This window comes from Phenylobacterium sp. GW823-FHT02A09 (assembly GCF_058797775.1).
This window is the reverse complement of record NZ_JBXAJZ010000004.1, coordinates 72,184-95,728: the sequence shown is the minus strand read 5'-3', so window position 1 is coordinate 95,728 and position 23,545 is coordinate 72,184. Positions and strand designations below refer to the sequence as shown.

At 65.4% G+C, this 23,545-nt stretch carries 24 protein-coding genes and 1 pseudogene; 17 read left to right on the top strand and 8 right to left on the bottom strand.

What is annotated here, in order from left to right:
- Window positions 1–8 precede the first annotated feature (8 nt).
- The 4 genes and pseudogenes from AC1Q87_RS17110 to AC1Q87_RS17095 all read right to left on the bottom strand — a co-directional run.
- Entirely contained in the window at window positions 9–566 is a 558-nt protein-coding gene (locus AC1Q87_RS17110) for a hypothetical protein (RefSeq protein WP_312165976.1), read from the bottom strand.
- Between the two features lie 149 nt (window positions 567–715).
- Window positions 716–1,657: a hypothetical protein gene (locus tag AC1Q87_RS17105; protein WP_183772308.1), complete on the bottom strand. Its 942-nt coding sequence runs from the start codon at window positions 1,655–1,657 to the stop codon at window positions 716–718.
- Between the two features lie 252 nt (window positions 1,658–1,909).
- Window positions 1,910–2,140, bottom strand: a complete 231-nt coding sequence (locus tag AC1Q87_RS17100; RefSeq protein ID WP_409418342.1) for a cold-shock protein — start codon at window positions 2,138–2,140, stop codon at window positions 1,910–1,912.
- Between the two features lie 96 nt (window positions 2,141–2,236).
- Window positions 2,237–2,422, bottom strand: a pseudogene (locus AC1Q87_RS17095) (cold-shock protein); the annotation flags it as partial.
- A gap of 474 nt (window positions 2,423–2,896) precedes the next feature.
- Here AC1Q87_RS17095 and AC1Q87_RS17090 point away from each other — a divergent pair.
- The 6 genes from AC1Q87_RS17090 (at window position 2,897) to AC1Q87_RS17065 (ending at window position 10,946) form a co-directional block, all read left to right on the top strand.
- On the top strand, window positions 2,897–3,109 hold the full coding sequence (locus AC1Q87_RS17090; RefSeq protein WP_183772304.1) for a hypothetical protein: 213 nt from the start codon (window positions 2,897–2,899) through the stop codon (window positions 3,107–3,109).
- Window positions 3,109–3,414 (top strand): hypothetical protein, encoded by a 306-nt coding sequence (locus AC1Q87_RS17085; protein WP_492610079.1) that lies wholly within the window; start codon window positions 3,109–3,111, stop codon window positions 3,412–3,414. Before AC1Q87_RS17090 ends, AC1Q87_RS17085 begins: the two co-directional genes overlap by 1 nt.
- Before the next feature lie 313 nt (window positions 3,415–3,727).
- Window positions 3,728–4,258: an RNA polymerase sigma factor gene (locus tag AC1Q87_RS17080; RefSeq protein ID WP_183772300.1), complete on the top strand. Its 531-nt coding sequence runs from the start codon at window positions 3,728–3,730 to the stop codon at window positions 4,256–4,258.
- A gap of 5 nt (window positions 4,259–4,263) precedes the next feature.
- Entirely contained in the window at window positions 4,264–5,223 is a 960-nt protein-coding gene (locus AC1Q87_RS17075) for a FecR family protein (RefSeq protein WP_183772298.1), read from the top strand.
- A 126-nt stretch (window positions 5,224–5,349) separates the two neighbouring features.
- Complete coding sequence (locus AC1Q87_RS17070; RefSeq protein ID WP_312165972.1) at window positions 5,350–8,391, top strand: TonB-dependent receptor domain-containing protein; 3,042 nt, start codon at window positions 5,350–5,352, stop codon at window positions 8,389–8,391.
- A 44-nt stretch (window positions 8,392–8,435) separates the two neighbouring features.
- Window positions 8,436–10,946: an alpha/beta hydrolase family protein gene (locus AC1Q87_RS17065; protein WP_312165971.1), complete on the top strand. Its 2,511-nt coding sequence runs from the start codon at window positions 8,436–8,438 to the stop codon at window positions 10,944–10,946.
- On the opposite strand, the gene AC1Q87_RS17060 is transcribed toward AC1Q87_RS17065, so the two are convergent.
- The 4 genes from AC1Q87_RS17060 to AC1Q87_RS17045 all read right to left on the bottom strand — a co-directional run bounded on the left by AC1Q87_RS17060 (window position 10,852) and on the right by AC1Q87_RS17045 (window position 14,079).
- Window positions 10,852–12,540, bottom strand: a complete 1,689-nt coding sequence (locus AC1Q87_RS17060) for an asparagine synthase-related protein (protein WP_492610078.1) — start codon at window positions 12,538–12,540, stop codon at window positions 10,852–10,854. The genes AC1Q87_RS17065 and AC1Q87_RS17060 overlap by 95 nt on opposite strands.
- 4 nt (window positions 12,541–12,544) lie before the next feature.
- Window positions 12,545–13,195, bottom strand: coding sequence for a lasso peptide biosynthesis B2 protein (locus AC1Q87_RS17055; protein ID WP_492610077.1), 651 nt, complete (start codon window positions 13,193–13,195; stop codon window positions 12,545–12,547).
- A 77-nt stretch (window positions 13,196–13,272) separates the two neighbouring features.
- Window positions 13,273–13,398, bottom strand: coding sequence for a hypothetical protein (locus tag AC1Q87_RS17050; RefSeq protein ID WP_312165968.1), 126 nt, complete (start codon window positions 13,396–13,398; stop codon window positions 13,273–13,275).
- A gap of 81 nt (window positions 13,399–13,479) precedes the next feature.
- Entirely contained in the window at window positions 13,480–14,079 is a 600-nt protein-coding gene (locus tag AC1Q87_RS17045; RefSeq protein ID WP_312165967.1) for a GntR family transcriptional regulator, read from the bottom strand.
- 346 nt (window positions 14,080–14,425) lie between these two features.
- On the opposite strand from AC1Q87_RS17045, the gene AC1Q87_RS17040 reads away from it, so the two are divergent.
- The 11 genes from AC1Q87_RS17040 (at window position 14,426) to AC1Q87_RS16990 (ending at window position 23,543) form a co-directional block, all read left to right on the top strand.
- A complete protein-coding gene (locus tag AC1Q87_RS17040; protein ID WP_312165966.1) occupies window positions 14,426–14,914 on the top strand; it encodes a helix-turn-helix domain-containing protein in 489 nt (162 codons plus the stop codon).
- A 17-nt stretch (window positions 14,915–14,931) separates the two neighbouring features.
- A complete protein-coding gene (locus AC1Q87_RS17035; protein ID WP_312165965.1) occupies window positions 14,932–15,246 on the top strand; it encodes a LuxR C-terminal-related transcriptional regulator in 315 nt (104 codons plus the stop codon).
- A gap of 123 nt (window positions 15,247–15,369) precedes the next feature.
- Window positions 15,370–15,966, top strand: coding sequence for a lytic transglycosylase domain-containing protein (locus AC1Q87_RS17030; protein ID WP_312165964.1), 597 nt, complete (start codon window positions 15,370–15,372; stop codon window positions 15,964–15,966).
- Complete coding sequence (locus AC1Q87_RS17025; RefSeq protein ID WP_312165962.1) at window positions 15,963–16,259, top strand: TrbC/VirB2 family protein; 297 nt, start codon at window positions 15,963–15,965, stop codon at window positions 16,257–16,259. Before AC1Q87_RS17030 ends, AC1Q87_RS17025 begins: the two co-directional genes overlap by 4 nt.
- Window position 16,260: 1 nt before the next feature.
- Window positions 16,261–16,599: a VirB3 family type IV secretion system protein gene (locus tag AC1Q87_RS17020; protein ID WP_312165961.1), complete on the top strand. Its 339-nt coding sequence runs from the start codon at window positions 16,261–16,263 to the stop codon at window positions 16,597–16,599.
- Entirely contained in the window at window positions 16,592–18,967 is a 2,376-nt protein-coding gene (locus tag AC1Q87_RS17015) for a VirB4 family type IV secretion/conjugal transfer ATPase (protein ID WP_312165959.1), read from the top strand. The genes AC1Q87_RS17020 and AC1Q87_RS17015 overlap by 8 nt, the downstream gene beginning before the upstream one ends.
- Before the next feature lie 29 nt (window positions 18,968–18,996).
- Window positions 18,997–19,671, top strand: a complete 675-nt coding sequence (locus AC1Q87_RS17010) for a TrbJ/VirB5 family protein (protein WP_492610076.1) — start codon at window positions 18,997–18,999, stop codon at window positions 19,669–19,671.
- A gap of 138 nt (window positions 19,672–19,809) precedes the next feature.
- Entirely contained in the window at window positions 19,810–20,787 is a 978-nt protein-coding gene (locus AC1Q87_RS17005) for a TrbL/VirB6 family protein (protein ID WP_312165957.1), read from the top strand.
- A gap of 169 nt (window positions 20,788–20,956) precedes the next feature.
- A complete protein-coding gene (locus AC1Q87_RS17000) occupies window positions 20,957–21,637 on the top strand; it encodes a VirB8 family type IV secretion system protein (RefSeq protein WP_312165956.1) in 681 nt (226 codons plus the stop codon).
- Entirely contained in the window at window positions 21,634–22,464 is an 831-nt protein-coding gene (locus tag AC1Q87_RS16995) for a TrbG/VirB9 family P-type conjugative transfer protein (protein WP_312165955.1), read from the top strand. The genes AC1Q87_RS17000 and AC1Q87_RS16995 overlap by 4 nt, the downstream gene beginning before the upstream one ends.
- Window positions 22,461–23,543, top strand: a complete 1,083-nt coding sequence (locus AC1Q87_RS16990) for a TrbI/VirB10 family protein (protein ID WP_312165954.1) — start codon at window positions 22,461–22,463, stop codon at window positions 23,541–23,543. The genes AC1Q87_RS16995 and AC1Q87_RS16990 overlap by 4 nt, the downstream gene beginning before the upstream one ends.
- Window positions 23,544–23,545 lie beyond the last annotated feature (2 nt).

Below are 23,545 nucleotides of genomic sequence, written 5' to 3'. Positions count from 1 at the left end.
CCCAGCGCTTAATCGTCCTGTAAGGTGGGCGGATCATGCCCCGTCCACACTGTCCAGGTTCCATCCTCAGCGGTTCTGATCGTCATCACAGTCGGAAACTCTGCCGCGACAAGGCGCATCAGGTTGGTGAGGTCCGGCAGCTCAACTTCGTAGAGTCCGTGCCTCACGGTACGGTCCGATGCGACCAAGACTCCCTGACAACGCCCGCGGGGTCCGAGGACTTCGACGAACACTGCACTGTGGATCAACACGTTCAGCAAGCGACGACGCGTCAGCGATCGCGCTTGCGGCTGCTCCATTGCAAAGAAGCGCTCAAAGTCCGGATGGCGGATCGGTGAGTAGCCACTCCGGATCACCGGATAGTGCTTCACAGTGATTGGCTCATCGAGGAACGCTGACGACAGTCTGAAAGACTCATCGAGCTTCCGAATGGCATAGGCCCCGACAAAGACATTCCGCTCAATGAGGAGCGAACGCTTGGCCGAGGGGCGCTTAGCTGCGGACGCATCGATCTCTGCGGCGTCTTTCGCGAGTTGAGCTTTCCAAGGGACGCTGTCGAAAATCATCGCGGCCGAAGCTAAACAAGCTGGGCTGGGCGAAGCAACTAGGGCAAGCACCACCCGGAAGTTCGCAGCGCAAATTTGAAGGACTGCCTTGCGTAGCAAGGGATTACTGCCACGAGGGGTTGCGCAGATGCGTGCGGACGTCCGCGACCCTATTCTGGAGGATCGCCCGGCGAGCTATCGTGACCTCGGCCATAGAAACGGACCGGACCAATGATGTCCGCATCGGTGATCGTAAGCATTTGATGCTTGAGACCGGCCGTCTCGCGCACTTTGTTTGCGAGCGCGACTAGGGCGTGGAGAGTACCGTGCGCATAGGTCAAGGCGTCGCCGCTTGTGTCGACGAAGCCGCGATACTCCTCGAGCCGCTCCTTGAGGATCGCTTCTTGCTCAAAATCAACCGGCGACGGGCGTGGCCTCAGTCCGCCCTCGGCTGTTGTCAGAGGATAGTGGACGATTGGCGCCGAGCCGCCTCGTAGCGGCCGCAACCGTACTTGCGTCGAGTGTAGCTCGTGCGAATTTGCGAGCGGCGCGACATGGGTAATGGCGTTGCGAAGGTCCGTCAGGGCCCTGAGCCAGCCGCCGTCGGCGCCCGCGGCATGGATTTCAGTCAGCAGCGGAGCCGCATTTGAGCGCGAACGGGTTCGACGGAGCAATGAAGCCAGTGTCGTGACGTCTTGCGAGGCCTCCTTTAGCACGAGACGCCAAATGGCTTCCGCGATCAGATCGCGCAGCCCTGCGGCATCGGCGAGAAATGCATGGATCGCCGCCTCCATGTGGACGAGGTAGCCATTCGCGAAGAGCGTTCGGTCTTGCGGTCGTTTGTATGAACCATCCAAGTCAATGAGCTTCGACCGGAGGCAATTTCGATAGGCATCGCTGAGTTCGCGGACCCGTAGGTTGAGCAGGCGAAGATAGGTCGCAAATCGCCCCGCTATGTCGACGATCTCCGGCCCTCGTTGCTCTGGCACGTGGCGCACCTGCGACCACGCTCGCTCGCACGCCATTTCCGCGAAACCGGCCTGGGGCCAAAAGACCTGGAAGTCTGGAGGTTCGCCAGCGACCAGCGCACTTCTATGACTGATGAAGTCCACCCCGAGTATCTCAAGCCCAATGTCCTGTAGGACAGCGTAGGTCCGCGCATAGGGCTGTGTCGGGAACTGCAGGAGATGCAAGCCGTAGTCGGGCCCAACCCGAACGTCGGCATCGCCAATGTCGAACGCGCGAAGCCCCCCCGAGAGATGGATAATGCGGAGGGACGGCCGAGGTGGGGCCACTGGAGTGCTCATGGTGAGGGCCCTGCCTTGCAAGGGGCCGCCACCGTGATGCCTTGCTGAGGCAGCGCCCTACTCCACCCTCAGGTTCGTCGCCGCCAGCTTACCGCTACGCCGGTCCTGCTCCAGGTCGAAGCTGACCTGCTGACCATCATCAAGGCCACGCAGGCCTGCACGCTCGACGGCGGAGATGTGCACAAAGATGTCGGTGCCGCCGTCGTTCGGCTGAATGAAGCCAAAGCCCTTCGCCGGGTTGAACCACTTCACGACACCAGCGCCCGAACCGAGGGTCTCGCGGCTCACCCCCCGCGGCGGCGGCGACGCAGAGCGGCCGGAACCGCCGCCGCGGCCACGACCACCTCCCGCCGGCGCATAGGCCAGAACTGAGAGCGCCACGGCCGATGACTTGCCAGAGCGCCGATCACGCTCGACCTCGAAGCTCACTTCGTCGCCTTCGTTCAAGCCTTCGATGCCGCTGTCGTGCAGGGCGGAGATATGCACGAAAATATCAGGCGTCCCGTCAGACGGACTGATGAAACCAAAGCCCTTCGCGGCATTGAAGAATTTGACGACGCCTTGCGACATGGCGGCCCCTTCCGTTGTGAAGCCACGGATTTAGCCCGGCTGCGCGCCGCCTGGCTACGGGATTGCAGCCAGATGTTCTCGCGCTGAGCGGGAGTGGGGCGCCGCCGCCACAGCCGGAACGGAGTCGCCAAGCGCCAAATGTTCTGCTTTTGTTCGCGCGGGAGCGCAGACATGGCAGACGGATCAACTCTTCAAGAAGAACGCACGAAGCTGGCGGCCAGCCAGGCTCTCGGCGATGCGCTGGCGCGAGATCGACACATCGTCGCTTTGTGCTTGTCGCCGCCGTGCCGGCGTAGCGCCGTTTGCGACCCGAGCCCTTGGCTGCACCAGCACCTGGAGCAGCTCCCGCTGACAGCCCTCGCATCCCGCGTTCGGTGCATCTGCGGCTCCAGAGCCGCACGGCTAGAAATCCGGGCAGGACCGGCGAAGGCCGCCTCAAGCCCTGCCCTCTTCATTTTTCGCTAGGAGCCCATTTTGACCAAGATCCGATATCTCGGCGTCACCGATCCGAAGGCCGCCTTCGAGACCTTGCGCCCATATCATCGCGCATTGATCGCCCTGCAGACTAAGTGCCGACCGTTCGGGACCGACTACCTCATCCTGGCCGCGGCACAGAAGGCGCTTGAAACCGCCGCCTACCATTTCACGCGAGACACGGCCTTCTATTCTGGAAAGCCGCACGGCTGATGCTTTTGCCGATCGCCCATGCTCGCGACGCCCGGCTGGAGGAGGCGCAGAAGTATCCCGGCTGCCGGCTGATGCTGGCCTGCGGTCGGTGCGGCTGGTCCAAAGGCTATGACGTGGCGCGGGTCATCGATCGGCTATACGCGCGCGGCGACGGTGGCTTCACGACGCCTGTCGCCCGCGTCGCGAGCCAGGTGAAGCACGCCTGTCCGAAGTGCTGCGAGCATCAGTGGAGCACCCGCCTCGCCTATCCGGACGACCTTGACGAGCGCGAGCTCCGAAGACTGCGCAACCGCCTCAGGAATTAGGCCCCCCTCGCGCCCCGCGAAGCTGAGCCTTAGAATGCGGCTCCGCACCGAATGCGTCGCAGCAGGACGGGGCGCCTCGGACGTTTTAGATTCTTGCGTTCGGTGAACCTCGCGACTTAGACTCAGGGTTGCGCCGCGGCCGCGGCGCCGAGGCGTGAGAACCTCGCTTGAGAAGTCCACGACGCCCTCTGTCCGGCGTGGCCGACGCGCATGTCCAGGTCGCCAGCGGCGGCTAAAGGCGTCGGCGCATGGTCAAGCATGTTCTCAACACCCGGACATCCGGGCGTGCGCCTCGCAGCATCAAGGCGAGGCCATGGCCCACCAACCCACCTCGGGCGAAGTCCTGACGCCAAACGGCGTGGACACCGACCAACGCAACGTCGAGAGCCTGTCGGTCCTCTATCGACGCTATTCAGGCTGGCTGAAGGCGATGCTTCGCCGACGCTACGGCATCGATGGCGAAGACGTTGTCCAAGAGACATATATTCGCGTGGCCCCCTTTCATGCCGCCCAGGAAGTACGCCATCCTCAGGCGTTGCTGTTGCGGGTGGCCACCAATCTCGCCCGCAATCAGATCCGCGCCGAGGCGACCCGCAGGCGGCTGGCCGAGACGCTCGAACGGGAGACGGTGGATGGCGTCGATGCGCCCAGTCAGCTTGAATCCCTTGTCTTCAAGCAGGCCGTTCTATCCCTCCCCGTCATCTTCAGGGATGTGATGATCCTCAGCCGCTTCACCGGAATGACCAACGCCGAGATCGCCGAGCGCCTGGGTCTCTCGATCAAGACTGTCGAGTGGCGCCTCGCCAAGGCGCTGGTTCTCTGCGCCCAACAGCTCGCGGACTAATCGTCATGGCCGCCAACTCACACGAACAGGTGCTGGAAGACGCCGCGACCTGGTTCTCCAGGCTGCGCACCCATTCCGTCAGCGCCGAAACCCTCGACGCCTTCTTCGCATGGCGCAGCGACCCCGCAAACGAAGCGGCCTACATTGAGGTCGAGGCGTTGTGGCGCAGTGGCGACGCCCTGCACTCAGATCCGGACATCCGGGCCGCCGCTAACGAGGCGCTCAATCGGACGACGACTCGGCGGCCTGAACCATCACGCCGCCTCTTCGCGCTCGCCGCGGCGACCGTCCTCGCGCTCTCAGGCGCCCTGACCGCCGGATGGTTGCTGCACGCCCCAGTCTATCAAACCGAGATCGGAGAGCAGCGCGCCGTCCGCCTTGCCGACGGTTCGACCTTGACGCTCGACACCAACAGCAGAGCGATCGTGAGGATGAGAGGCGACGAACGGCGGGTCGAGCTCGCTCGCGGCCAAGCGATGTTCGCGGTTGCTCGCGATGCGAAGCGTCCGTTCGTCGTGTCGGTCGACAAGGTCGAAGTTCGAGCCCTCGGCACACAGTTCGACGTTCGACGCGACGCGGACAAGGTCCGGGTGACCTTGCTCGAGGGCAAGGTTCGCGTGAACGACAGCTCGTCCCGAGCCTGGACGTTGAGGCCAGGAGAGCAGATCACCACCGGCCAGGACGGGCCGCGCGTGCTGGCCGACACCAGCGCCGTCACTAGCTGGACGAGCGGCCGCCTTGTCTTTCGGGACCTGCCGCTCTCGGCGGCCGTCGAGGAAGCCAACCGCTACAGCCGTCGCAAGATCCGGCTCGCCGCGTCGAACGACATCGCCGCTGCCCATGTGAACGGCGTCTTCCACACGGGAGATATCGACGCCCTGGCCGAGGCCGTCGCGCACCTCTATGCGCTGGACCTCAGCACCGAGCAGGACGGTGATCTGCTGCTTCGCGCCCGAATGGAGTGAAGCCATAGTTTTCTTTGCGGTGGTCGTCAGGGTTTGCCTGGGGCCCGCGTGTCTATCCCTCACAACGCATCGCGATCAGGCCGGCTCGCCGTCTGACAACGCGCTGCACAAGTGGTGAGGGAATGAATGTCGTTCAGTAAGTCGTACGCCCCCCAGGCGTTTCTGCTCGCGTTGTGCGCCAGTGCAGCCCCCGCGGCTGCGCTCGCCGCGCCGGCCCAAATTACCTTCGATATCGGCGCCGGACCGCTCGACCAAGCCCTGGTCAGCTATTCGCACCAGAGCGGACGCCAGCTTCTCTATTCGGCGTCGCTGGTCAGCGGCCGAAATGCGCCAGCGGTAAAGGGGCGGCTGACGGCCGATGAGGCCCTCAAGCGCCTGATCGCCGGAAGCGACCTCGTGATCGATCGAACCACGCGCGGCTCCATCGTCTTGCGCGCAAAGGCGGCTCCCTACCCCGCCGGCCGGCTGACGCCACTGTCGTCGGTCGAGCCACAAGGGGCGGTCCAGTCAGCGGAGGCCATCATCCCCGCGCACCGCGCTTCCGAGGAAATCGCCGAGGTCGTCGTTACTGGTAGCCACCTGCGTGGCGTCAAAGATGGCCCCTCGCAAGTCGTGGTGCTCGACAGCGAGGCCATCGCCAAGCGCGGATTCGCCACCCTCGACGAAACGGTCACCAGCCTTCCGCAGAATTTCGGCGGCGGTGGCGGCTCACCGACCACCTTGCTGACCGGCGCAGATCCTCTCGGCACCAATAGCTTCGCCTCCACCGGCGTGAACCTCCGCGGCCTCGGAACCGACGCTACATTGGTGCTCGTGAACGGCAGGCGGATGGCCGGCACAGGCTCGAAGGGCGACTTCGCCGACCTTTCCGCCATCCCCGTGGTGGCTGTGCAACGCGTCGAGGTGCTGGTGGACGGCGCATCGGCCCTCTACGGTTCTGACGCCGTAGGCGGGGTCGTCAACATCCGGCTGCGCCGCGACCTGGACGGCGCAGAAACCCGGCTTCGGTACGGCGTCGCCTCCGGCGGCGAAGCTGAGGAAACCCAGTTTTCGCAGGTCTTCGGCAAAACCTGGGCCGGGGGCCACGGCCTCATCGCCTATGAGAGATACCACCGGCAGAATCTGCCATCCGCCGCGCGCGATTACGCTGCCTCATCGGACCTGCGCCCATTCGGCGGAACCGACCACCGCGTGATTTACAGCGCTCCAGGCAATGTCGTGCAGCTCGACCCCGCGACCTCGAACTACACGCCGATCTACGCCATCCGACCGGGCGCGAACGGCGCCGCGACCTCGCCGTCCGACTTCGTCCCCGGACAGGTCAACCTGGAAAACCAGCGTCAGGGCCTCGACCTCCTTCCCGACGATCGGCGCGACAGCCTCTACGCGTTCGTCGGCCAGTCGCTCACGCCGTGGCTCGAGGTAGAGGCCGACGCCCGCTACACTCGCCGTCGCTTTGACTTCCGCACTCTCGCCTCGACCGGAGTCATCACCGTGCGGGCGACCAATCCCTACTATGTGGCGTTGCCCGGCCTGACATCCCAGCAGATCGCCTATGGCTATGGCGACGACCTCGGGCCCGTCAGGAGCTCAGGCCTCGCCGAGAGCCTCGGCGCCACGCTGGCGCTCAAGGCTGACCTCTGGGGCGATTGGCGCTCGGAGGCCTACCTGGCATTCGCGCAGGAGGTCGGCACCCGGCGTTTCAGCAACACCGTCAATACGCGCCTCCTCAGTGAGGCGCTGGGAGCGATCCCCGACGATCCCGCGACCAGCTACAGCGCCGCGCGCGACGGCTATTTCAATCCCTACGGCGCAGGCGGCGCGAATGGACGCGCCGTTCTCGACTTCATCGGCTCCGGCTTCTCCGAGCAAACCAGCCGCAGCCGCGTCGAAACCCTGGCTCTTCAGGCCGATGGAACCCTGTTTAGGGCGCCTGGCGGGCCGGCCCGGCTCGCCGTTGGCCTCCAACTGCGCAATGAGTCCTTCGACCAGAAGAACTTGATCTTCACCTCGACCGCGACGCCGCGTGGCGCAAAGCGGCCGGGGTCGGAACGACGTGTCAGCGCCGCATTCGCCGAACTGCGCATTCCGCTGATCGGCGACGCCAATTCGCGCGCTGGCCTGCACCGCCTTGACCTCTCTTTGGCCGGCCGCATCGAAGACTATGACGATGTCGGCTCGACCGCCGATCCGAAGCTTGGTCTCATCTGGAAGCCAAACGAGGATCTCAATCTGCGAGCCAGCTACGGGACGAGCTTTCGCGCCCCGACCCTCGTCGAGGTCTTCGAGGCAGGCAGCATCGGCGCTAGCTTCCTGCCTCAGGGCCCAGGCCGGACGCTGTCGGTGATCCGATACGGCGGCAACCCGTCGCTCAAGCCCGAGTCCGCGACCTCCTGGTCCGCCGGCTTCGACTACGCGCCGGCCGCACTGGCGGGACTTCATGTCAGCGCCACCTGGTTCGACACGACCTTTGAAGACCGGATCGCCCGGCCTGCGCTCGATCACGTCAACACCGCGCTGAGCGACCCGACCTACGCCCCCTTTGTTCGCTTCGTCGATCCGCGCAACCCCACGGACCTGGCCCTCGTCACAGCCCTGATCAACGACGCCACGTTCGCGTTTCCTGGCGCCTTCCCTCCTGAAGCCTACGGCGCGATTGTCGATGCGCGCTACGTGAACACCGCGTCGACACGCGTCAGCGGCCTGGACGTCTCAGGGAGCTACAGCTTCGAGCGAGACGAACATCGCTTCGAGGTTTCGCTCAGCGCGACCTGGCTCGGGCGCTTTGAACAGACGCTCACGCCGACATCGCCTCCGATCGAGACGCTAGACACGCCAGGCGAGCCCGCAGACCTGCGCGGCCGGGCAAGCTTGGATTGGAACCGTGGAGCCTGGGGGGCCACGGTTAGCGCCAACTACGTCGATGGATACAGCGACGGCATGGGCGGCTCGGTCGCATCCTGGACGACGGTGGACGTCCAGGGGCGTTGGCGCACGTCGGAGATGATGCGGTCTCCCTGGCGGGGGCTGAGCTTGAGCTTGGGGGTGCGTAACCTCCTCGACGAAGCTCCGCCGTTCTATGACGCCTTCCAGGGCGTCGGCTTCGACGCCGCCAACGCCAGCCCCATGGGCCGGGTCGTGTCACTTCAGTTGAGCAAGACCTGGTAGGCCGCGCTCAGCGCGATCCCCCGCAATTTTGCAGTGAGGACTTCATGCGCGTCTTTGCGCTCGCGGCTGCATGCATGCTCGCCATCACGGCCGAGGCTTCGGCGCGTGCACCGACGGTTGACGACCTGCTCATGTCTGAGCAGTGGGGAGATGCCTCCATCACCCCTGACGACCGCTGGCTCATCTTCGAGAAGCGCGGCCCATACGCCGCTGCGCCCAGTTTCCAAGGCGACTACTATGCACACTTGGCGACGAGCCGGCTCTTTCTAGCGGATCTCGATCACCCAGGCCCAGCCACACCCCTTTTCCCGCAGGACGACGCGGGAGGATACGTGGCCGGCCCGATATCGCCAGACGGAAAGGCCGTCCTCGTCTATCGTTTCGAAGGCGAAAGCTGGCGAGCCGGCATCGCCCAGGTTGGTCGCGGCGAGGTGCGTTGGCTCCCGGTGACGCCCGAGTACGGCATACTCGGCCGGCTGGCCCAGTGGCGCTCCAACCGGCAGCTGGTGTTCATCGTCCGACCCGGCGGCGGCCTACCCGACCGCCTGCGCCTTGGCTGGGATGCGATGGCGAAATTGCCTGAGCTTTGGGCCAGGGCCGATCGCGGCCAACCTTCGGTCACGGTCATCGGAAGCGGGCCCTTCAGCGGGCTGCGTCAAGGTCCGGCCAAGCAGCAGCTCGTGCAATTCGACGCCGAAACCGGTGAACTGAGGACCATCGCCGCCGGCGCCTTCGCCGATCTCGAACTCTCAAGCGATGGCCGCTATGCCGCCGTCCTCGCCGTGGGTGAGCAGCTGAGTCCGGCCTCGGTCCGAACGTTGCGAGACGGCGATACGCTCCAACGACACAACGTGCTCCTTGTGGACCTGGAAAACGGTCTCACCAGGTCGCCCTGCTCCGATTGCGACGTACTGCCGGGGCTGCTGGCCTGGGCCCCGACGGCGAACAAGCTGCTGGTGTTCGCACGCGCCAGGGCGAGCGCCTGGACCGATGGCGAACTCTACGTCATTGCCGCGAACTCAGGCGCGCTTGCCTCGATCGCGCGCCACGGCGTGGTCCCGACAGTCGACGTCGGCCGGGACGGGACTGTCACCGTCCAGGCAGCCTGGTTGGCCGACGCGCCCGTCTTGCACGGACGGCAAAGCCAATCGCGTCGGTCCGACTGGTATGCATTGGGCCGGGTCGGCGCCACGAACCTGACGGCTGACTTCGCGAACGCGCCAGCGACCCTGGCGGCCCAAGATGACCAAGGCCTGTTGTTAATCGCCGATGAGAGGGCATGGTCGGTCGATCGCCAAGGTCGCCCATCTCTGATGAGCGGTGCTGCCTCGCTTTCCAAGATCGCGGTCGGCGCGCCCTTGCGGCTCGCCATCAATGCTCCGTCACGCCAGTCATGGCTACCAGCGCTTCAAGAATCCCCGCGAGGAGCCGCCGTCGTACGTGTTGCGAGAGCCGGTCAGTTCAGCGTTCAGGATCTTCCCTCTGGCGCGCGGGTCGTTGCGATGAGCGCCAGCACGATGGTCGTGACCACCACGGATCGGCACGGGGTATCGCGTCTCTCGGTGCACCGGCGGGGGCTAAAGCCATTCGTGGCGCGCACAATCAACTCGGGGTTCGCCGAGCTCGAGTTCGCTGATGTCCGAGCCCTGCGCGCCAATCCCAGCGCCCGTGGCGCCCACTGGCTGTATCTGCCCCCCGGCCGCCAGGAAGGTGCGCGGCTGCCTTTGATCGTAGTCCCCTATCCGGGTGCGATCTATCCGGCCCCGCCGTCGAAATACGCGCCAGGAGCCCTGACGCTCTACACCAATCCCCAGCTACTGGCCGCGCGCGGCTATGCGGTCCTTGTTCCCAGCCTGACCGAGCCAGTCGGCACATCCGAGCCGGCGTCGGGTCTCACCGAACAGATCAGCGCCGCGGTCGAGACGGCGGTGTCCAGCGGCTTTGTTGATCCCCGACGAATCGCCATCTGGGGACACAGCTACGGCGGATACGCAGCTCTGGTCGCCGCGACGCGCTCGGAGAGGTTCGGCGCGATCATCGTCTCGGCGGGCATCTCCGATCTATCCGCTCATTGGGGTGCGATACCGCCAGACTTCGCTGTCAGCGCCGACCTCGGCCCTTCGACCAACTGGGGACAGGGGTGGGTCGAGAAGGCTGCCGGCATGGGGGGGCCCCCCTGGACCGATCCGGAGCGCTACGCTCGAAACAGCCCCTTCAGCCAGGTCGATCGGATCTCTGCACCGGTCCTGCTGATCCAGGGCGATCAGGACTCGATCGCCCTCGGGCAAGCCCAGAGCGTGTATTCGGCGCTCTATCGCCAGGGCAAGCCGGCTGCCCTGGCTACCTATTGGGGCGAGGGCCACGTCATATCGAGCCCCGGCAACGTTCGCGACATGTACGATCGCGTGTTCTCCTGGCTCTCCGCGACGATCGGAGCTCCAGGACTCGACGCATCTGGCTCTAGGCCGAAGTCCGTAGCCGCCGCTCCCAGCCGCGCGCCCATCCCTCCATCGCCGCGGCCTGCAGCACGTCGCCGGCGCCGCCGCTCCAGATGAGGCGGTCGAGGGACAAACTGCGCTCCAGGCGGCGCCGATCGAGAACGCCCTGGGTCGCTAACAGGCCCTCAAGCAGATAGCTGCGTAGAAACTGGAGATGTGCTGCGACAGCTCGGCCGAAATGGGCAGTCGCGTCCCCTTTTCCATGCCGCCAGGCGATCTCCGGCGGCAACCGCGCCTCGAAGCAGGTCCTCGCATATGCCCGATCGCGACGGCCTTGGGTGAGTTCGAAACTTGGGCGCGAAAGGCAGTGTTCGACGACTGGCTGCGCCAACAGCGGGTGGATGAAATGAGCCGCGCTGGCCCGACGCGAGGGCCCAGCGAAGCTCAAGCATTGGGTCAAGCTCCGCAGATGCAGACGCTTTCCTGGCGGAAGATCGGAGATTTCGCTCAGCCAGGGATGATCGCTGACGCGGCGGCCCGTGACATCGCAGAAGAGAGCCGAGCCAAGCACAGACCAGACCGACCGCCGCGTCCAGCGCGCCACGCTCGGAAGGATAGGCTCAGTCAGGCTCGCCAGGCCGCGGGACCTCAGGCGATCGGCGAACACCATCGGTGTCGGCATCTGAAAGAAGACGCTGTCACCACCTTTCCCACTCAGAATGGCGTCCGCGCCGAGAGCCCTGCACTGATCGGCGACATCTCGATCATAGCGAGCGTCTACGCCCCATATCGCCGGGCCTACTGCACCCGAAAACTCCCTGAGGGACGCCTCATCGAACGCAAACTCCGGCTTCCGGCGCTCGATCAGGTTCAGCCCGGTCCTGTCAGCGACGAGCCGGGCATAGGCGCGCTCGTCGCCCTCGATCTCCTCGGTATGGTAGTTGATGAGATCGGGGCCTTCTCTGGAAGAAGGGATCGCGCCAAGGGCGCTGGCCACGACGGCGGAGTCGAAGCCTCCGGACACCTCAGTGAGAACGCGACGGCCGCTCGTCAGCGCCTTGATGCACATATCGACAAGGCCGACGAGCGTCTCATCTGCCGTCGGCCCACGCCGCGCGATATCTGCGGGGAGCCAGAGCATTTTCCCCTTGCCCACCGTGTCCAGGTACTCGCCAGGCGCGAGCGCTTGAGCGCCCCAAAGCGCTGCTCCGCCAGCTATGCCTCTGCGGCCGAACTGGCGATGCAGGAAGCTCCAGTCGATCGACAGCTTCGGCGAGAGCCCTACAATCAGCCAGTCTGGCAGAGTCGAGGCGACCACCTGCGCCCCGGCGGCGTCGAAGGTGATGCACTCCAAACCACCCATTGGGTCCCGAAGGACCGCGGCTCGACCGGCCTCCGGCGGTCCAAGAGCAACGTATCTCCCCCAAGCTTCTTCGACGAGCGTTCGGCAGACCGCGGGGAAGCCCGCGGCGCCCCCCGGCGGCCAGCTAGGGTCGCCTCCGTCACGCGCAAAGACGTCGCCGATGACAACTGCACCGTCCGACATCCGGCGGACATTCAGAGCGGCGGGCGCCGATACGGCGACAAGCCGCCCCGGTTCGTCGATGGCGAGCCGCCAAGTCTCGTCCTGCGATATCGCCCGCTGGACCCAGCCGATCCGATGGGAGACTTCGCAATCGACATTCCAATGGAGTGCGACGTAGTCCGGCATAGGCCTACACCGCCATGATCGGCGTATAGCGGGTCAGGCGGCCCACCTGATCATCAAGCGCCGCGCTGCCGATCTGCAGCCAGCAGTGCGCGGAAAACGGCCAGGTCGCGACACCGAACACCCAGCGGATCTCGGCGTGGCCTCGTCGACGCAAGAATTCCAGTAGAAGAAACGAGCGGAGCAGACAGCGTCCTTGGAATGGCAGCCAAGGCAAGCAGACCTGAAAGAGGCGGACATCTTCGAACAGGTCGCCGGCCCTGACTTGCCTTGTGCAGCCACTGCGCCGCGCCCATTCGACGACAGCCCCAAATGATCGGACCCGAAAGCGCCACGTTGCGCTGAAGTAGACAATGAGTAGATCGGCGATCGCCGGGATGGTGAACCGCGCGGGCCTCCCGTCGGGCAGATCGCGTTCCGGCCGATCCGGCGGCGCCGCGAGCGAGCGGTCGTTGCTGCCCGGATGGGGCGACGAGAGCATTCCGGCGTTGCTGAGCCGCTCCTGAAGCGATGGCTCGTAAACCGCCATCTCACCGTCGCGGCCACGAACGACGCTGCCGGCGGAGCCCGGAAGGCAAAGGTAGACGCCTCGGCGTGCATCCAGAAACACGAGGTCGTCCGCAACGACGGCTAGATGGCAGTCTGGGGAAAGGTGCATGGCGGCGAAGGGCGCTCCTCTGACGTCGCGAACGCCCGGCGCCGGCGAGCCGGCGCCGGGTTGGTCACGGCGAGGTCTCAGACCTCGTCGTAGCGGTCGCCAGCCAGCTCGATGAACTCACCGTCGGGATAGCCCTTGGTCAGCCTTTTGGCGTCGCCAAAGCAGGTGAGTCCATGGCGAAGGAAGTTACGGAAGTAGAGCATTTCGCCCTCCGCTTGCTTAACACCACTCATTGTGGCGAATAGAGCAGGCCCGCCGTGAGAATTGCATTCAAGATATATTCCCTAGATACGATAATATATTTGCCCTGACGCCATATGCTTCAGTGTTTCCGCCGCGTGATCACGCCGCACTCTGTGATATCGCGTCGTCCAGGCGCTCAACGCCTCGCAGTTCCAATCGACTGCCTCGAACGCCGCAAGCTCGCCGTGCTGATCGAGCAAGACTGCGTTTTCGGCGCGCCGGATGTTTCCCAGCCTCACCGTCAGGGCGCCATGGGCCTGGAACAGCGGCATATTGCCGGACGCGGCGACCAGACTTCGGAAGGTCCGTGCGGCCTGGCGTATTGGCTCAGCGCCTGCTGGCGCTTCGCCACTCTCGATCAGCACGCCCAAGTCCCGACGAGCGCCGAGGCTCTGCAGCGCCAGCCTCACATAGGCCTCATGTAGATCGTAGAGCGACAGCAGAAGATCGTACTCAACCCGCCAGCAACTGAAGCCGGCCCCACGCCGCTCCTCAATGACTTGCTCTCCCGCGAGCCAGCCAAGAGCCTCTCGAATGGGCGTCGTGCTGAACTCGAACTCCTGGGCCAGTTCAACGATCGCCAAGGCTTCACCAGGCGCATAGACGCCATCGGCTAGCCGGCTTCGCAGCGCACGCAACACGCTACCGAATGGATCACGCGTTCGAGGCAAAACGAGCCCCCAGGGCAGTCGCGCGCTGTAGGAACATCGGAAATACAAGCCCGGGCCAAGCCAAACCAAGGCCCGATCATCCCACAATCAATACGATGCAAGAATGTGTCCGAACGCGACATTCTGCGATCATTTAAGCTATTGGATTGACGGGCTTTCCGACAAAAAATGACGGCATATTCTCTCGAATAACGTCAGTATACCTCCACTTTTACCTATTGATTACAGCCGATACCGTGCGCAATCATCCCTACCGTAGGACGCGTCGCAGGCGCTGTTTCCCGCATGGGTTTAAATTATCGACGGCGGCGGCTGAATGTTCCCCCGACCTCCCGACCGGGCGACGCAGAGCGATCTCCTGGCGTCCATGCTTCGCTCCATCCGCCGACGTCGCGGATGGAGCGTACGGCAGGCTGCTCGCGCGATGGCGATGTCCATGCGCTCCTACGAGCGCTTCGAGGCCGGCGACGGCGAAATCCGTCTCGAGCGTCTTTTTCGCTTTGCGAACCTCACGGACAGCGATCCCCTAGCGATCGTCGCGGGGCTCTATCTGGCCGACCCCAATCTCGCGGTGCGCTGCGCAGACCACAAGCTGACGCTCATTCACGCAATGGCGTTGAAGCGATTTCACGGCCAGGTCGGAGAGGATCTCGGCCAGCTCGACGTCGTGACGCTGATCGGCGCATTCACGGTGACTTTCGAGAAGCTCGCATCCTCGCTGGGCGACCGGCGAGCTGCAGCAGAGACATGGCTGAGCGCTGAATCAGCGCCCAGCCGCCCCGCTGAAGACGAGGACCTCCCCTAGAGCAAGGCGAACATCAGATGACGATAGACGCTGTGGATTCTCAAGGCGCTTTGATCGAGGCGAGGAGCGCTTCCGGTCCCCGATCCCGTGAGGCGACACTGACGGCGGACCTCTCCGCTATCGAGTTGCGTGCGATCACTGATCGGCAGCTTCAATGCCTAGCGTGGGTTCAGGAAGGTAAGAGCGCCAGCGATATTGGCGGCATTCTCGGGATTTCCAGCCGGACGGTAGAGGGGCATCTGTCCAAGGTGTGTGCGCACCTGAATGTCAGAACACGCTTCCAGGCGGTCCTCAAAGCGCTCGACCTCGGTCTGCTCGCTCGAAGGCCGTAAGGCTACCTGCCCATAGCGAGTAGCCTTACGGCTCTCCTCCGTCACCGCCTCCCTGCCAAGGTCAAGTCAGGAGGCGCTGATGACCCACCTTCCTTCGTCCATCGTCGGCCGGGCTTGCGAGCCATGATGCTTGAGCTTGCGGAGATGCGAGCGCTCATCGAGCGCTGCGCGCCAAACGTCGCCCACGCGACGCTGCTCGGCATCGCCGAGGTGGAGAGTGGCTTTGATCCGCTGGCGATTGGCGTCAACGGCCCACCACATCGCCAGGTGCGGTCCACCAACGCCCCCGACGCGATCGCCGCGGCGAAGCGGCTGATTGAAAGCGGCGCGAGCATCGATCTCGGACTCGCTCAGATCAACAGCCGCAACCTCGATCGATTGAACCTCTCGATAGAGGCCGCATTCGACCCATGCGAGAACCTGGCGGCGTCGGCCGCTGTCCTTCGCGAGGGCTTCGACCGCGCCCGGGCCGCCGACCAGGCTCCTCAGACGGCATTGAGAACAGCGCTATCCCACTACAACACCGGACATCCCGAACGCGGCATTCGAAACGGCTACGTCGCCAAGGTCGTGGCTGCGGCCGAACGCTTCGGCCAGCAGGACCCCGCGCCCGAAGAGGCCGAGCCCCCGGCGCCGAGCTGGGACGCCTTCGCCGTCGCACGCGAAGTCAAATGGCGCACCAGCTTCGTCTTCTCCCCTCAACCGGAACCCGCCCAATGAATCGTTCCCGCAACACCTATGTCCTGCTGCTGGCCGCGGTCGCGAGCGCCGCCGCAACGCCGGCTTTTGCGCAGGCCAGCGGCGTGGGCGGCGATATCGGCGCCTTCATCCAGAACATCATCGACCTGCTGAGCAGCGGCATCGTTCGCGGACTGGCCATCCTGGCCGTCATCGCCACCGGCATCGCCTGGATGTTCGGCCACCTGGACCTGCGCCGCGCCGGCACGGTCATCGTCGGGATCATCGTCATCTTCGGCGCGGCCACCATCGTCGACATGATCACGGGGGGCTGACATGAGCTCGGTCCCAGAACGCCTGACCGAGGACATTCTCTTTCTGGCCTGTACAAGGCCAGCGACCGTGCTCGGCGTTCCAATGGAGGCGGTGGGCGTCAACCTGCTTGTCTCTGCGGTGGCCTTCCTCGCCGCGGACTCGATGCTCTACCTTCTCATCGCACCGGGTCTGCACCTCGTCTTTCAGGCGGTCTGCCGAAGCGATCCCAACGCCTTCCGGGTTCTCTATCTTCACCTTGAGACGAGAGGTCGGGCCCGCAACACCCAGGCGTGGGGCGGCAGCTCGGCGACCCCGTTGCCGCTCACGCGCCACGCGGCTCTGAGGCGGCGTCGTGCCTAAATCCGTCCGCCCGATCTCAGCCAAGCTGCGCAAGCGCGAGCAAGAGCCTGACGCGGCTCTTCCATTCGCCCGTCACCTTAACGACCAGGTAGTCCTCCTCGACACAGGCGCCTTGATGCTGAGCTTTCGGCTGGAAGGGACGAGTTTCGAAACAGCGGATCCACGCGACCTCAACGACCTCCACGCCAAGCTCAACAACACCTGGCGTAATCTCGCCGACGACCAGTTGGCGATCTGGCACCACGTCGTCCGAAGGGCTTCCGAGGACTACCCCAACGGTCGCTTTCGCTCACGTTTCGCCGCCGAACTCGACCACGCCTACCGCGACCGTCTCCAATGCGAACGGCTTTTCATCAACGAACTCTACCTGACGCTTGTGCTTCACGCCGGGCGCGCCCTCCCAAGCCGCCTGCAGGCCCTGTTCGGACGCCTCGATCGTTCCGCTGACCAGGCCGCAGAGAGCAACGCGATACGCCGCATCGAAGACGCTGGGCGCAATCTGACTCAGCACCTCGGTCGGTACGGCCCGACGCCGCTTGGCCTGCGAACGCGCAATGATCTGGTCTTCTCAGAACCCATGGAGCTCATGCGCCTCATCCTCACCGGGCGCAGCGAACCGGTTCCGCTCGTGCGGGGCCACCTGGGCGCGTCGATCTATTCGGCCCGCTTGATCTTTGGGCGCGAGGCGCTGGAAATTCGCGAGGCCTCGCGAGAGACCTTTGCTGGGGTCCTCGGCGTCAAGGAGTACCCCGCCTCGACCCGTCCCGGGCTCTGGAACGACCTGCTCGCAGCGCCCTTCCCGCTCGTCGTGGCCCAATCCTTCAGCTTCCTCTCCAAGCCGGCGGCTCGCGCTCTCCTCGCGCGCAAGCAGAACCAGATGGTTTCGGCCCGCGACCGCGCCGCTTCCCAGGTGTCGGGCCTCGAAGAGGCCCTCGACGATCTCGTTTCCAACAGGTTCGTTCTCGGCGACCATCAAGCCTCGGTCCTTGTCTATGGCGCCGCGCCGGGGGAGCTGGCGAACCGTCTGGCCAAGGCCCGCGCCCTGATGGCCGACAGCGGCCTGGTCGTCGCGCGCGAGGACCTCGGCCTTGAAGCGGCCTTCTGGGCCCAATTCCCTGGCGCATTCCGCTTCCGACTCCGGCCCGCCGCGATCACCAGCCGCAATTTCGCGAGCTTCGCCCCCCTGCACACCCATCCCAGCGGTCGGCTGGAGGGCAATCATTGGGGACCGGCCGTCGCCCTGCTGCGCAGCTCGGCTGCATCCCCGTTCCATTTCAGCTTTCATGTCGGAGACGTCGGACACACCTTCGTCTGCGGCCCGACGGGAGCGGGCAAGACGGTCGTGCAGAACTTCCTGCTCGCCCAACTGGAAAAGTTCGGCGCCCGCCAAGTCTTCATCGACAAGGATCGCGGGGCGGAGATTTTCGTCCGCGCCTGTGGCGGAACCTATCTGGCGCTACGGCCTGGGGAGCCGACAGGCTTTGCGCCCCTGAAGGCGCTTGGCGACACGCCTGCCGACCGGACGTTCCTCAGCCGCCTGATCCAGCAGCTGGCGGCGCCCGACGGGCAGATCACGCCGCGGGAGGCGCGTGCGATAGATGCGGCGCTCGCGGCCCTCAGCCCCCTTCCACCGAGGCAGAGATCCATCTCAGCGCTTCGAGCGCTGCTCGGCCAACGCGACGCCGACGGTATCGGCGCCCGGCTGGAGCGTTGGCGACGCGGCAATCCCCTTGGCTGGGTCTTCGACGGCGAGGCCGACGCACTCGACCTGAGCAACCGCTTTCTGGGCTTCGACATCACCCACATCCTCGACGTCCCGGAAATCCGTACGCCGGTAATGATGTACCTCCTGCATCGACTGCAGGTGCTCGTCGATGGCCAGCGCCTCGTCCTCGACATCGACGAGTTCTGGAAGGCCTTGGGCGATGAAGCCTTCCAGGGCCTGGCGCAGGACGGCCTGAAGACCTTTCGCAAGCAGAACGCCTTCATGGTGTTTGGCACCCAGTCGCCTGCGGATGTCCTTCGCTCGCCGATCGCCCACACCATCGTCGAGCAATGCGCGACCAAGATCTTCCTGCCCAATTCCAGCGCTACCGAGCGCGACTACAGGGAAGGCTTTGGCCTGAGCGAACGCGAGTTCGCGCTGGTTCGTGATGAGATGTCGCCGGAGCGGCGGCACTTCCTGGTGAAACAGGGTCACAACTCCATCGTCGTCGACCTGGACCTGACCGGCCTCGACGACGAATTGGCCGTGCTGTCGGGCCGGACCCAAACCGTTGAGCTGCTCGATCGCATTCGCGGCCTGCACGGCGACGATCCCGATCGTTGGCGTCTGCCTTTCCAGAATGCTCGGAGAAACCTCCTATGAAACGCGCGCTACTAGCTTCGATCGCGAGCGTGTGGCTCGCCACCCAACCTCAGCCCGTGTCGGCGCAGGTCATCGTCCACGACCCGACGGCCTATGCGAACCTGCTCCAGCAGGCGCAGACGGCCCTCAACCAGTTGAACGAGCTGAAGTCCCAGGTCATCGAGGCCAAGCGCCTCTACGACGGATTCAATCAGATCTCGGACGTGAACAGCCTGGCCGCCGCCCTGTCCACGCCAGCGCTTCGCGCATTCGTCCCGCAGATCGAAACCTACGTCGCCGCGTCGAATGGCGACTTCTCAGGACTGGGGGAACTCGGCGAGACGGCCGACCTCATTCGCCAGACGCACCGGCTCTTCTCGGCCAAGCCTGGCGACGTGCTTGGGCAGGAGCTCGAGCGCATCGGCGACCGCGCAGCTCGCGATCTCGCACTTGGCCGCCAAGCGGCCGATGTGGGGTCCGAGCGCTTGGACGGCCTGGCCGAAATCGCGAGTGCGCTCGACACCGCGACCAACGCCAGAGCGGTCATGGACATTCAAGCGCGCCTGGCCGCTGAGCAGGCGATGATCGCGAATGATCAAATGCGCTTGCAAGGCCTGGCCATGGCGCAGGCGGCCGAGGAGCGGCTGCAAACGCAACGCGATCACGAGCGCAGCCGGACAGCGGCCGACGCGCGCTTGGCGCTCTATCGAGAGGCCTTCCAATGATCCGGGTGCTGATCCTCGGGGCGGCCCTGGCCGGGTGTTCGCCCCAGGGCCACGAGGCCCGAGCCGAGCTTCTCAAGGCCTGCAGGTCCGGCGAGCGATCCGGCGAAGTTTGCGAGCGGGCGCTTGCGGGAGAGCGCGATGCACGCGCCGCCGCTCGGCGCACCCTCTACAAAGAAGCACTCTGAGGACGCCATGCCATTCGCCGTCTTCGGTCCAGCCTACGCCTTCATTGATGATCGGCTCGAGCAGTTTCTGACCCAGGGCGCTTCTGGGATGGTGGCTGAATTGGCTGGCCCCATGCGGCTCGCCTTGGTCCTGTATGTGCTGCTCTACGGGTTTGCGATCCTGCGCGGCGCTATCGCCGAGCCCTTCATGGACTTCGCCGTCCGCTCCCTGAAGCTCGCCGTCATCTATATGCTCGCGACCAGCGTCGCGTATGGCGACTGGGTCGCAGAGCCGCTCTTTCGGACGCTTCCGGAGGCCCTGGCGCAAGCCATCAGCGGCGGCGCGGCGCAGGAGCCCGGCGCGGCCTTCGACCAGTTCTTCGCCCGCGGCGCCTATCTCGGCCAGAAGATCGCCGACACCGGGAGCGCGATCGACATCGCACCGTGGCTGATGGCCGCCGCGGTCTTCCTGATCGGCGCCGCCGCGGCGGCGCTGGGGTTTGGCATCGTCATGATCGCCAAGATCGCGCTGGCCCTCCTGATCGCGCTCGGGCCCATCTTCGTCGCCTGCGCCCTCTTCGACGGAACAAGGCGCTACTTCTTCGGCTGGTTGAGCCAGGCGGTGAACTACCTTGTGCTCTTCGCCCTGATCATCAGCGTCTTCCAGCTGGTGCTCTCGCTGGTCGGCGATCAATGGTCTGCGATCGACGGACACGATCCCATGGTGGGGGGCCTCCTGTTCGTCGCGCTGTGTTTCCTGGCCGCCATCTTCTTCCTGCAAACCCCCGCCATCGCCGCCGGCATCGCGGGCGGCGCCAGCGCGGGAATCGCCGACTTCGCGACCGCCGGCGCCAGCGCCTTCCGCTCCCCGGCCGCCGCATTGCATTCCGCGCCCTTCACGACCCGCCCGCCGACCGGCGGCGGGTCCATTCGCCCAGCGAGGAGCACATGATCAGGCGCACGCTGATCTGCATTGTGGCCGTTCTGCTCATGGCCGCCTGCCAGGGCGCGGCCTCGGGCGCCTGCCAAGGGCAACGGCGCCCGGCAAACCCTTACGGCTCGGTGTTGAACCACGGCCCAGCGCCGACAGAATCTGCTGCTGCCGCCTGTGGAGGCGGCCGATGAACGGCGTGCCCGCCGCCGACCTCCGCGCCTACTTCGCGGAAGCCACGAGCTGGGACGCCGACCGATTGGCCGCCGCCCGCCGGTCCGCGCAACTGGCCTGGGGGGTGGCCGGCCTGGCCGGCCTGCTCGCAACGGCGGCGGTCGTGGCGCTCGCAGCCCTCACTCCGCTGAAGTCGGTCGAGCCATATGTCGTGCGCGTCGACCGTGCGACAGGCGCCGTGGAGGTCATGACAGCGCTCAAAGACGTGCAGCAGCGTGCCTATGACGAGGCCGTCACCAAGTCGTTTCTCGCGACCTATGTCCGAGCCCGGGAAGGCTGGCTGCCGAGCGCCGCCGAAGCCAATTTCCGGCAGGTGTCGCTGATGTCCACGCCGCAAGAGCAACAGCGTTGGGCCGCGGCGTTCCGGCCCAGCAACCCGGCCAGTCCGCAGGTGGTGCTGGGCGAGGCGGCGGAAGCGCTCATCGAGATCAGGGCGATCAGCTTCATCGCCCCCGACGTCGCGAACGTCAGATTTCATCGGATCAATCGTCGCGGCGCGCAGGTCGAGGAAAGCGATTGGATCGCAACCGTGGCCTTCAGCTACGCCAAGGCGCCGATGCGCGAAGCCGACCGGCTCGCCAACCCCCTGGGCTTTCAGGTTTCGAGCTATCGGGCGGACGCTGAGGTGGCGCCATGAAACGTCGAGCGTTGATCTTCCTACTGCTCGCCGGACTTCCGCTCCCAGTCGCAGCGGCGGACCCGGCGTCCGCGCCAGACCCAAGGATCAGGATCGTGGACTACGATGCGAACCGGGTCGTGCGCCTGGCCGCTTCGCCGCGGGCCGCCCTTCAGGTCATCTTCGGCGACGGCGAGGCCATCCAACACGTCGCGCTCGGCCAGCCAACCGCATGGGAGGTCGCCGCCGAAGGCCCGGTCCTGTTCATCAAACCGCGGGGTACGCCAGCAACGTCGAACCTTTTGGTGTCGACCAACACGGGCGCGGGCCGAGGTCGCCATTACGCCTTCGAACTTGCACCGCTCTCGACCAAGCCGGCTGAGCGCGCCGTCTTCGTCCTGCGGTTTCGATACCCGTCTGAGGAAGCCGACCGACTGAGCAAGACGCTGACTGCCGAGGCCCTCGCACTGGAGCAGAAGATCCTTCAGCTGAAACTCGAGCGGGGCGCGATCGAAGGGCCAAGAAACCTCGACTACGAGCTCCAGGGGGCCTTCTCTCTCGCGCCTTCGGAGGTCTCCGACAACGGCCGCTTCACGGTGATGCGGTTTCCGGCGTCTCAGGCGCTCGCAGCGATCTACGTCGTGGATGAAGACGGCGGCGAACGGCTCGCGCAGTTTGATGTCCGCGGTGAGTTCGTAGTGATCCACGAGAGGGCGGCCCTGTTCCGGCTTCGCCGGGGTCGCCAGGTCCTCTGCATCCGCAATCGTGCGCCTGGCCCCGCGGGCGCCGCCACGGGGACGCTGACGGCCTCGCCGGAAGTCGAACGCAGCCTGGCTCCCAAGCCATGAACGAGGATGTCTCCGACGTCGCCGCCGCGAGCACCTCTCCTGACGCTCGCGCCGATCTCAATCGCACGATCACGCCTGTCTCTGGACGCGCCGACGGGGCCCGCGGCAAGGCCATCGCCTTGGCTGGTCTCGTCCTGGGTTGTGCGGTGTTCGCGGCCGTGACCTGGCGTCAGGAACACCCACGCGCGCCGCGGCCACCGCCGAAACGGCCCGTACAGCAGATTGTCCCCTTCGAAGCGGTGCGCGCGGAGGCGACGGCCGACAGCCCCCGTCCCCTCGCTGATCCATCGACCGCGACGCCAACCGAACCCGCGTCACCGGGGCGCCAGCGGCCATCCGGCTCGTCCATCCCCGCGCCTGGACCAGACACGCCGCCGGCGCCTTCGTCGATGCTCGCCTACTCGCAGCCTTCTTCCAGAATCGACCCCGTCATACGCCCGGCGAGCACCGCCACGCCGACGCCCGAGACGGAGCTCGACCAGCTTCGGCGCGGCTCTGACATCGCCAGCGTCAAGGCCAGCCGCCTTGCCCAACGCGATCTGATGCTGGTCGCAGGAACCCTCATTCCTTGCGTTCTGGAAACAGCCCTGGACAGCTCCACGCCCGGGTATGTCAGCTGTCTCATCACACGTGATGTCTACTCGGCGACCGGTGTGGTCGTGGTGCTGGAGAAGGGATCTCGCGTGCTCGGGGAGTATCGCGCGGGCATGCGCCAGGGGCAGCGACGGCTGTTCGTGCTCTGGACCCGAGCGCTGACGCCCAGCGGCGTCGCAGTTCAGCTCTCGTCGCCCGCGAGCGACCCGCTTGGTCGCGCCGGCTTCGACGGCGATCTGGACACCCACTTCTGGGACCGCTTTGGCGGGGCGGTCGTCCTGTCCATTCTCGACCTGGGCGTCGCCGAGGTCGGAAGCAACGAGTACGGGTACCTTGTCCGCGAGCCGTCCGCGGCAGCAGCCGTCGCAGTCGAAAAGTCGATCGATATCCCGCCCTCCCTGCGCAAACGCCACGGAGAGGAAGTCGCGATCTTTACCGCGGTGGATCTCGACTTCGGCCCCGTCTACCGCCTGAAGGCCCGATAAGG

Bases quoted from the DNA above. Each gene is read 5' to 3' on its own strand.
- AC1Q87_RS17050 (WP_312165968.1), bottom strand. From the start codon at position 13,398: ATGCTCTACTTCCGTAACTTCCTTCGCCATGGACTCACCTGCTTTGGC.
- AC1Q87_RS16990 (WP_312165954.1), top strand. From the start codon at position 22,461: ATGAACGAGGATGTCTCCGACGTCGCCGCCGCGAGCACCTCTCCTGAC.
- AC1Q87_RS17075 (WP_183772298.1), top strand. From the start codon at position 4,264: ATGGCCGCCAACTCACACGAACAGGTGCTGGAAGACGCCGCGACCTGG.
- AC1Q87_RS17065 (WP_312165971.1), top strand. From the start codon at position 8,436: ATGCGCGTCTTTGCGCTCGCGGCTGCATGCATGCTCGCCATCACGGCC.
- AC1Q87_RS17035 (WP_312165965.1), top strand. From the start codon at position 14,932: ATGACGATAGACGCTGTGGATTCTCAAGGCGCTTTGATCGAGGCGAGG.
- AC1Q87_RS17020 (WP_312165961.1), top strand. From the start codon at position 16,261: ATGAGCTCGGTCCCAGAACGCCTGACCGAGGACATTCTCTTTCTGGCC.
- AC1Q87_RS16995 (WP_312165955.1), top strand. From the start codon at position 21,634: ATGAAACGTCGAGCGTTGATCTTCCTACTGCTCGCCGGACTTCCGCTC.
- AC1Q87_RS17040 (WP_312165966.1), top strand. From the start codon at position 14,426: ATGTTCCCCCGACCTCCCGACCGGGCGACGCAGAGCGATCTCCTGGCG.
- AC1Q87_RS17060 (WP_492610078.1), bottom strand. From the start codon at position 12,540: ATGCCGGACTACGTCGCACTCCATTGGAATGTCGATTGCGAAGTCTCC.
- AC1Q87_RS17030 (WP_312165964.1), top strand. From the start codon at position 15,370: ATGATGCTTGAGCTTGCGGAGATGCGAGCGCTCATCGAGCGCTGCGCG.
- AC1Q87_RS17005 (WP_312165957.1), top strand. From the start codon at position 19,810: ATGCACGCGCCGCCGCTCGGCGCACCCTCTACAAAGAAGCACTCTGAG.
- AC1Q87_RS17000 (WP_312165956.1), top strand. From the start codon at position 20,957: ATGAACGGCGTGCCCGCCGCCGACCTCCGCGCCTACTTCGCGGAAGCC.
- AC1Q87_RS17110 (WP_312165976.1), bottom strand. From the start codon at position 566: ATGATTTTCGACAGCGTCCCTTGGAAAGCTCAACTCGCGAAAGACGCC.
- AC1Q87_RS17025 (WP_312165962.1), top strand. From the start codon at position 15,963: ATGAATCGTTCCCGCAACACCTATGTCCTGCTGCTGGCCGCGGTCGCG.
- AC1Q87_RS17085 (WP_492610079.1), top strand. From the start codon at position 3,109: ATGCTTTTGCCGATCGCCCATGCTCGCGACGCCCGGCTGGAGGAGGCG.
- AC1Q87_RS17070 (WP_312165972.1), top strand. From the start codon at position 5,350: ATGTCGTTCAGTAAGTCGTACGCCCCCCAGGCGTTTCTGCTCGCGTTG.
- AC1Q87_RS17080 (WP_183772300.1), top strand. From the start codon at position 3,728: ATGGCCCACCAACCCACCTCGGGCGAAGTCCTGACGCCAAACGGCGTG.
- AC1Q87_RS17055 (WP_492610077.1), bottom strand. From the start codon at position 13,195: ATGCACCTTTCCCCAGACTGCCATCTAGCCGTCGTTGCGGACGACCTC.